This window comes from Anabaena sp. FACHB-83 (assembly GCF_014697485.1).
Lineage (GTDB): Bacteria > Cyanobacteriota > Cyanobacteriia > Cyanobacteriales > Nostocaceae > Nostoc_B.
In genome coordinates, this window is sequence record NZ_JACJRY010000096.1 from 1 (window position 1) to 8,191 (window position 8,191).

Here is an 8,191-nt window from a genome sequence, read left to right on the forward strand (position 1 = left end):
ATAGTGACGCATTTTCAACCTTTCACCTATGTATATACATGGCTGCGGTTTTTTCTAGTTTTTCAACTCAATTTTCTTATCCCGGTTTTCTGTTCCGTTGCTACTCACGCCCCATATTTTGTCGGTACAATCCAGGTTGAATTTGAGGCTTAGTCGGGCCATTAGGATTATCTTTATCAGTTCCCTTGAACGCAGATAAGGGAAGAATTAGATCAATTTTATTTAAGTTATTGGGGTCTTGATAATTGAGGATTTGCTCAAGGTTAGCAGGGCGTAGTGTACCTTTACCAAAGCGGTATTTATTGTCATCTCCGGCTCGATCAGTCCAACCGAAGCGGTGTTGAATTACTCGATATTTATCACCTTTTTGATGCTTAGTTAATTCGTGATACAAGTCTTTTGATATTTGTCCGTAACAGTCTCCTGTTAACCGATATGCTTGGTCATTACTGATAATGCCGCCATTTTCACCATTATTATCATCAACTATTAGGATGTTTAACTCTTTATTGACAGCATTTTTACATGAACCAAGAAAGATAGACCCGTAAGCACCTCTATCTTTGTTATCAGGGCATAATTGTCTAATTGTATCTAGACATTCTTCGGGGCCATATAATAACCGAGTTTTTGATGATAATAATAATTTATGACCTTCAGGATGATTAGTTAATTGTTCCACAGTAGACTTTTCGTCCATATGCCCGAACGAAAAGTTTACTCCAGGAAAGAAATGTTCTAGTAGAGTATTATTAAGTTCTTCCTTTAACAGCGAATCTAGATTATTTGTATTACCATCTGTATGAATCCATTGATTTAATCTAGTGTCAAAATGTTTAGCTTGAATTGTCATATATGAACAATTAAACTTATAAAATTAAAGATAAATTTTCACTTTTTGGCACTAAAATACCCGTAGAGTTTAATTTTACTTTCTCTATACTGGTAATTTATTAAACAATTTTCTAATTTTCATTAACAAATAACTATTATTTTTTATACATTAAAATACAATTATTACTGAGAAAATAGTTCCTAAAGACATAATTCTGCGTAGTCTTAAAATTTAAGTAGAAAAAAATATACAAACTTTTTGATTACTTCTTGCTTAACGCTGAATCAGTAGTAATATTCTTCATGTTTGCCATTGTAGTTATATTTGCAGTTTGAGACAGAAAGCTAAATTAGTATGGCAGCACCTTGATAATTTTATGCCTTCCTAATTTTTTACTCTCCTGTAGTTTTTCAATATTGAGTGTGTACTTTGTTCTAGCTATTATTTTTATTTAAAGTAACTAGAACAAAAATAAAACTGCCTAAAAGCTTGACTTCTTAATATACTGAGTAAAATTAGATTCAAGTATGCTTTTTATATAAAATACATAATCTTGTATAGTGCTGTAGACGTTCTGCGTAATATTTAGCTTTAAATTGGTTCTCTAATTCTTCTAATTTAGATGTTGCTATAGGTTCTAAACCCAAATAATTATGATACGCCTCATTAGCTTCATTAAGAACACTATAAGATTGATATGATGCTTCATTTTTAACCATAAACTCTATCAAACTTTCTATAGTTTCACCCTGCCAAGAGTCTGAAATATTATCTTGAAATCTTCCTTTTTTAGTCGATGTGGCATCACTCCATAAATCACCAAAAGGTATATCTTGATTTTTAAATTGTTTGAGCCATTCTCTAAAACTTATAGTCATTTGTCACTTCTCCCTAGTTGGTTTTTAGCCTGTTGGCATACCTATCAGAGCGATTTGATTGTAATCGTCACGTTGCACTGGTAGATAAAGCAACTTTACACATAATGCTGTATTTCAGAATTTATATTTTGTGGCAGTAATGAAGTAAGTTTTATTAGTCGATAGGTAGAATTTCATCGATGTTGAAAACTTCAACTGTAGCATTTGGACTATTCATATCTGTTGTTTGTTCGAGTAGACGTGTTGCTTCCTCAAGCAATGCGCTTGCGTTCTGAAGCAGTGTTCGCACCTGGGTTAACTTGTTTCGCCGTTCGATACCAAGTTGTGCTTCTATATACCGCGCATCATTATGATGGCTGAGGTGAATTACCCGTACTTGTTGTTCTTTCTCTGAAGGTGCAAATATTGCGTTTTCGGCAGTTAGTTTATAGTATGAGTACGTACCACTGGGGCGTTTAACATTGTAGATGTGAAGTTCGCAACTAGGTGGTGCGATGTACTGTCCGTCCAAGTTAGTAAGTCCAGTACGAATATTATCTAATGTGGTGGCGATCGCCTCGACCGCGGAGACAATACCTAACGATTCTGGTGACTGCGGGCAACCGCGCCTCATCAGCATCATAATGGCGGCAGAACGACGAGTCAGGCGAATTTGTTCTTGATACTGGCGCATTTGTTCTTCCCGGATACGAACAAGTTCGAGTTCTTCATCAGGGGTTAGTTCAACCGTACTCCCACAAGTTTTGTAATTTAAGCAGTCGCCAGGATCTATGCCTGGGTGCAGCATCATACTGGCACAGTCAAATCCAAGTCCACATTTTTTCTTGGGCATAGGTTATCCTTTTTTGTTCTAGTTACTTTTATAATTTTATATAGCTAGAACAAAGAGGCTTAGGCTTATGGGCGAGATAAACGATGTTAGAATTTTTGCGCCTGAGCAAGATATTGCGTCGTGGCAGTGGTTGTTTGAGAAGATGGAAGCACAGGGACTGGTTGAAATTGTCCAAAAACCAGATAAATTTTATGAAGTCAGGGGAAGTGAGAAACTTAAACGAGGGTATTTCAAGATTAAGCTGTTGCGCTGTGATTTATAAAAACATTTAAGTGTTTTAGCTAATAAATATGGTTAAACTAAAAACCCAAGAATATATAGCCAAGTACAGTGCTGAGTTTCCTGACGGAAGAATTAATCGTGAGCTTCCCTTCCCCACAGATACAATATCTGTAGTTTCCGATCCCAAAAATTGGCATTGTTATCCAGAAAACGTAGTCAGGATTTACTTGTCTAATTATGGGCAAGAGGTTTGGGTGGTGGGAGTAGGAGATTATCAGCACCCAACTATTTGTAACAGAGTGTTTGAAGAATTAGATGACGCTTGCAGCTTTATTGTTAATCGTCCTGATGCTATTTCTAAACAGTGGCTTGTTGAAAGCGGATTCGATTTTTTAGAACCTCCTGTATCAAAAGCTGAACGAATTGGTTGAAGTTGGCAATCGAGCGAATAAAATGAATAAAATTACTCTTCTCTAAAAATAAGATTAGAAATTATGTCAGAATACATTCGTCAAAATAGTTAGAAAAAATAAGTGTAAGTTGCAAATCAAACTATTAATTATATTGAGGTAATTCTGTATTGTGGCTCTTGGCTTATGAGTGCTGAATTCTTACTATATTAAGAGAAAAATATTGCTGACTTGCCACCAATTTTACAATTGTATTTTTTTTAGTTTAGGATTATTATTATAAGTTTAAATTTTTCTCACCAATAGGCTCAAATAGCTATCATACAAACTTCTTGATGTCCGGCAACTGCTTGTTCCCAAGTTGAATATCTCCAGAATTTACCACTATATTCACCTCCAAAAACCATAGTTTCAAAAAGCTGTGGTTCTTGATTCGGAAAATTAGAATAATCCTTCCCTAAAAAGATGGTAGATACTCTTCCCCACGAAAAAGTATCTAAAGCTACTTGTATATTGTTCTCATTTTTCCGCCAATCAGACCATTGCTCAAGACTTTCGGGCTTAATAGGTTGTTTATTTTCATCTAGTATATAAAGCTCATCGAGTATATCCATATAATTTCTAAAATTTTGTCTCATAAGATAATCATCGGACAAACTTATGTGTATTGTGTACAGTTTGTCACCTCAGTCTTCGTGCGCGACGTAAGGGTAATCTATCGCTTAGGCAACTGTCTTTATTGTGAGAGTTATGTTGTCAGAATTATATTTTAACAGACATTGCAGAACTGCAAAAATGCAAAACAATGTAAAATTGTTATATTACTTTCAACATTTATGACAAAAACAAGAGTTATGTCACAAAAAAGTAAAATTATAGAATTAGCTAACTAATTTTGGAACAAAATATAATTTTTGATTATGTGCATAGATGAAACGATAGCATCTGATATTAAGGAAGCTGTAGCTAGAGTCTCTTGCTACTTAGATGATTTTGGTAGTCATATTAGCCACTTAAATTTTTCAATTGAAAATTTAGAAGATTTAAAAGAAGAGTTTGCAGAAGGAACTGATAAAGATTCAATCGATACTTATTTGTACATTGCATTATCCCGAATAACATCTACTAAAAATAGACTAGAAGAAGATATTAAAATTATTAAAAGTTACTTGACTTATTTTATTGAATCCTCTAGTAAAATACCTGAATTTACTTACGAGTATGAAAAAAATAAAATCGAAAATAGACAAAAAAAATAAAAGTTATGCCTAAAAAAGATGTCTGGGTAGTATTTGGCCATTTTCTAGATTTGAATTACTATTACGTATCAAATACTGAATGGACTTTTGAAATAGAAGAAGCTTGCTTATTTAAAACCAAGGAATTAGCCGAAAGCACAGTAGGTAGGCTAAAAACTTATGAGAAAAAGAATCTAGACTTTCACGGAATCAACCCAGATAGCTTATCTGTTGAATGTACCCGCCTTGAAGTTAGCGAATTTCTACATTTTACGGCTTAATTTACCTCTAATAAATATAAACGCAAAAAATTGTACTTTTGATTGTTAGACACCAATAGACAAAACAATTTTTTATCCCCCACAAATTCACAAATAGCTGCCCCAAATTCATATCTAGCTTGACAAAGAACCTGGATTGCTAGACGAAATTTTTAAAACCTAAACTGTTTAGTTTGCACTTGGTGACAACTTTGCCAACAGTGTCTTAGCCAGCCCTACCCCTAATTCTGAGTAGATTAAATTCTCTTTATCTACAGATTTACTATTGCTCAATACCTTTTTGCGATCGCAGGTGAAAAGTTTTACAACAACTAATCAATTTAGCTACAGATTTACTATTGCTCAATACCTTTTTGCGATCGCTGTTGATTGATTAATGGTTGTTGGGTAAAGAAACGCAGACTTTCAATCTGCTCAATTTCGTTTCTTGTTAATCGAGTTGGTATCTCTTCGTACCAGTTTCCCTGACTGTAGCAGGTTTGCATCATAGGGGTATTATCCCCATAACGGCAAACACTCAGAGTATTGTTATCTAAGCTGGCACTCAACTCCCGTCCTTTGAGACGGAAGTTATTGGTAACAAGCATATAGTCAGTGATTATAGAAGGCAAATGTTTGAGATTAGAAGGCAGAAGGTTAAGAGAAGGAGGAATAGGGGAAGATTGCTCTTCCAGGAATTGTTTAGCAGTGAGACCGTTTTCTTCTGAAATATCCTGTTGTGGGTGCTGTTTCTTTGGATGCGGCTGAACTTTTTTCTTGGTCTTATTTGCTTCCGAAGTGGGGTTATATTCTAATTTTGGTTGTATTATCGAAATCTCACTTGGATAATTACTGTTTAGTGTATATGTACTAACAAGTGTTTTGGAGTTACTATCGGTATCACCATTGCTATCACTTGCACTGCTGCTAGCAAATTTATCACTATGTAGGTAATTATTATTACTTAATATTTTGCTATTTATGTGGTTAACTGCTCTGGCTTTAGCTTGTTGAATTACTTCTATATCTTTATCTGGGTCGTACATGATTCCATATTCAGACCGCAGTTTGTTCCAGCTATAAGGTTTGTATACTTGATAACCAGCAATTTTTACATCATTATGAGTGTAGGTAAAGCCTAGTAGTTCTTCCCCCTGCATCTTAGGCAATACTCCAATGTTATTTTCCTCCAGGCGTTGAATGAACGTAGAGACGGTGGGACTGTCCTTAATGGCTTCTCCTATTGCTTGGCGAATAATTTCCTTACTTGTTGGGGTTTTGTGCTTACTGTTAACTGCTCTAATGCTTTTTGATCGGTTGGGGCTGGTAAGTGTAATAATGCCGTACTCTTTCTCTAACCTAGAGGCGACAGCTTCATTTGTTGTTGGAGTCACTTCTAATCCTAATTTCGCCGCGATGCGTCTAGTTGAGACTTGGGAGTTGAAATAATCATAGGAATCATTAACTAAGCTGCCATCTAACCGAATCCGGGAGGCGATTATATGCAGGTGTTCGTGGTTGCGATCGTGGTGGCGTACTGCAACAAACTGACTGGTAGCTCCTACAGATGATTCTTCTTTGGGCAAGTATCCCATATCCTTGAGATATTCTCTTGCTACATAACTGTACTGACTGTTGGATAAATGCTCGTGGTAGTTCGGGCGGTGTGCGATTGAGATGATGAGGTGAGCGCACTGCCGTTTAACTGCTTTGTTGGTGTACTTGATGGTGAGAAACTGCTGGTTAAATTCATCTGGCTTTGTTCCCATCATATTAGTATCGACAATCGCAGCATCATCTTTCCCCAAGACATACTTGAGCGTGTCGAGAAAATTGGGTTTTTTGTAGATGACGGGAATCAAATTGAGACAGTTGAAAGTGGTGGCTATAGAACTTGTAATGCCTTATTTATCTTGGCTTGAGGGTGATTTATCGGGAACGTCTAGGTTAAATGCAGCTGCGATGGTCTGATCTACAAGTGCGATCGCCTTATTAACAGTATCCAAAATTTGCTGGTTGTTTGTTTCTTTCGCTAAGTGAGATAACATCATCAGTTCGCTTTTAAGGTTTCCAGCAGTGGCGCGGATAGTTATCAAGTCGGCGGGCGGTTTTGCCATTAGTACCCGCCTTAATCCACAGGAACGTAAATACTCAGATGCAGTTACCCCTGTGGCGATCGCTTTTTCCTCAATGGTAGTTTTCTCTTCCTCAAAGAGGTATACCTTGATAGATTTAGTTCGCTTTACGGGGTCATTTACCATACCTTAGTCATCAAAAAGTCAATATAAAACAGAAGTAGTATTTATTAGAACTACATGATAAACGATTGTATTGGATATATTGTCAATTAATCTAGTTGATTGCAAAGAATATAATGAGAAAATGACCCCATTAAACATACCTTGTTTTAGTTCTGGATTGTGAGACAACAGCAATGGTTTATTGTGGAACGAGACTGATGTAAATTCATATGCAGAGAGGGTTGTAGAGTTTTGTCCCAAGACGATTGATGTTTGAAGTAATGCTGAAATAGTTGGGTCAATTTGCCCTCAGAATACCTCAATCATGGGAATTGTGAGAGTTTATTTATCAGTTAACAACATATTTTTATTTAAAAAAGTAGACCTAATTTTCAATTGATTGGGGTAATTAGTGTGTGAATTGGGGTAGTTAGGAGTAAATACGGGGGTAAGTTCTTCTACAGTGTGGTTAAAGTAAGAGTATTGACAAATAGCTTACTGAAAAGCTTGGTTTGCAGATTATATAGAAGTAAAGGTATGGCAAGAGCGAGTAAGCCTGCTGATTCTGTTGAATTGGCGCGAATCATGCGGAATAAGGATACAGAGGATGGGATAGTAATTAGCTATCTCCAGTCGAAGAAGCGAGGGCAAACTGAGTTAGTATGTGAGGCGCTGCGGGCTTATTACCTACCGTTTGCACTATCGGTTGCCGGAGTATCTGGTATGGAATTGCAGTCGGCCATCCATGATGCGATCGCGCAACTTGAAGCCCAGATAATTAAGATGAAACGGACATTTGGGATGGAGGGGTTGCCCCAGGTAGTTCTTGTTAATCCTCATGGTGGAATTTTCTCGCAGGGTGTGATTGGCTTACAACCAACAATTGGAACTAATGGTGTGGGAGTAGCTCCTGTTTCAGCTAATTTGGTTCCCCCTTCGGTTTCTTTTTTTGATTCCACTGAGCCAAGTCCTGACTCGCTACCTGTTACGGCAGAATCAGTAGGGTCAAATGTTTTGGAAGAAGATTCTGAAGATGATGGGTTCTTTAATGATGATGAGGATGACCCGATTGCTAAGGCAGAAATAGAAGTTGATGCAGGATTTCGTCTTGAGTAAAGGGATTATCAGGAATGGCTGTTAGGTGTTAGAGAAAAGCGTATTCTTTAGACTTGTCCGAAATATTAACTTAGAAAAAGAAAAATGGTAAAACATTAAATTGAGCGTCTACTATTTTTCATAATTAGTTATGGTTTTTGATTATATCGAGAAATATCCA

At 36.4% G+C, this 8,191-nt stretch carries 10 protein-coding genes and 1 pseudogene; 5 read left to right on the top strand and 6 right to left on the bottom strand.

What is annotated here, in order from left to right:
- Positions 1-112: 112 nt before the first annotated feature.
- The 3 genes and pseudogenes from H6G79_RS35685 to H6G79_RS35695 form a co-directional block, all read right to left on the bottom strand.
- Positions 113-853: pseudogene (locus H6G79_RS35685) on the bottom strand (hypothetical protein); the annotation flags it as partial.
- Positions 854-1,356: 503 nt separating this feature from the next.
- Complete coding sequence (locus H6G79_RS35690) at positions 1,357-1,713, bottom strand: hypothetical protein (protein WP_190595233.1); 357 nt, start codon at positions 1,711-1,713, stop codon at positions 1,357-1,359.
- A 154-nt stretch (positions 1,714-1,867) separates the two neighbouring features.
- A complete protein-coding gene (locus H6G79_RS35695) occupies positions 1,868-2,545 on the bottom strand; it encodes a hypothetical protein (protein WP_190595232.1) in 678 nt (225 codons plus the stop codon).
- A 67-nt stretch (positions 2,546-2,612) separates the two neighbouring features.
- Between H6G79_RS35695 and H6G79_RS35700 the strand changes: the two genes are divergently transcribed.
- On the top strand, positions 2,613-2,807 hold the full coding sequence (locus tag H6G79_RS35700) for a hypothetical protein (protein WP_190595231.1): 195 nt from the start codon (positions 2,613-2,615) through the stop codon (positions 2,805-2,807).
- 28 nt (positions 2,808-2,835) lie between these two features.
- Positions 2,836-3,198, top strand: coding sequence for a hypothetical protein (locus H6G79_RS35705; protein ID WP_190540121.1), 363 nt, complete (start codon positions 2,836-2,838; stop codon positions 3,196-3,198).
- A 287-nt stretch (positions 3,199-3,485) separates the two neighbouring features.
- Here the strand turns inward: H6G79_RS35705 and H6G79_RS35710 are convergent, their stop codons facing one another.
- Positions 3,486-3,791 (bottom strand): hypothetical protein, encoded by a 306-nt coding sequence (locus tag H6G79_RS35710; protein WP_190595230.1) that lies wholly within the window; start codon positions 3,789-3,791, stop codon positions 3,486-3,488.
- 306 nt (positions 3,792-4,097) lie between these two features.
- On the opposite strand from H6G79_RS35710, the gene H6G79_RS35715 reads away from it, so the two are divergent.
- Both H6G79_RS35715 and H6G79_RS35720 read left to right on the top strand, forming a co-directional pair.
- Positions 4,098-4,436: a hypothetical protein gene (locus H6G79_RS35715; protein WP_190595229.1), complete on the top strand. Its 339-nt coding sequence runs from the start codon at positions 4,098-4,100 to the stop codon at positions 4,434-4,436.
- A 5-nt stretch (positions 4,437-4,441) separates the two neighbouring features.
- The gene (locus H6G79_RS35720; protein ID WP_011316723.1) at positions 4,442-4,696 is read left to right on the top strand and encodes a hypothetical protein; all 255 of its coding nucleotides are present in this window, start codon (positions 4,442-4,444) and stop codon (positions 4,694-4,696) included.
- Positions 4,697-5,031: 335 nt separating this feature from the next.
- Here H6G79_RS35720 and H6G79_RS35725 read toward each other — a convergent pair whose 3' ends face one another.
- Together H6G79_RS35725 and H6G79_RS35730 are read right to left on the bottom strand one after the other, a co-directional pair.
- Complete coding sequence (locus H6G79_RS35725) at positions 5,032-6,537, bottom strand: relaxase/mobilization nuclease domain-containing protein (protein WP_190595228.1); 1,506 nt, start codon at positions 6,535-6,537, stop codon at positions 5,032-5,034.
- A gap of 42 nt (positions 6,538-6,579) precedes the next feature.
- Positions 6,580-6,936, bottom strand: coding sequence for a plasmid mobilization protein (locus H6G79_RS35730; protein WP_190595227.1), 357 nt, complete (start codon positions 6,934-6,936; stop codon positions 6,580-6,582).
- A gap of 516 nt (positions 6,937-7,452) precedes the next feature.
- Here H6G79_RS35730 and H6G79_RS35735 point away from each other — a divergent pair.
- The gene (locus H6G79_RS35735; RefSeq protein WP_190595226.1) at positions 7,453-8,031 is read left to right on the top strand and encodes a hypothetical protein; all 579 of its coding nucleotides are present in this window, start codon (positions 7,453-7,455) and stop codon (positions 8,029-8,031) included.
- The last annotated feature ends 160 nt before the right edge of the window (positions 8,032-8,191 follow it).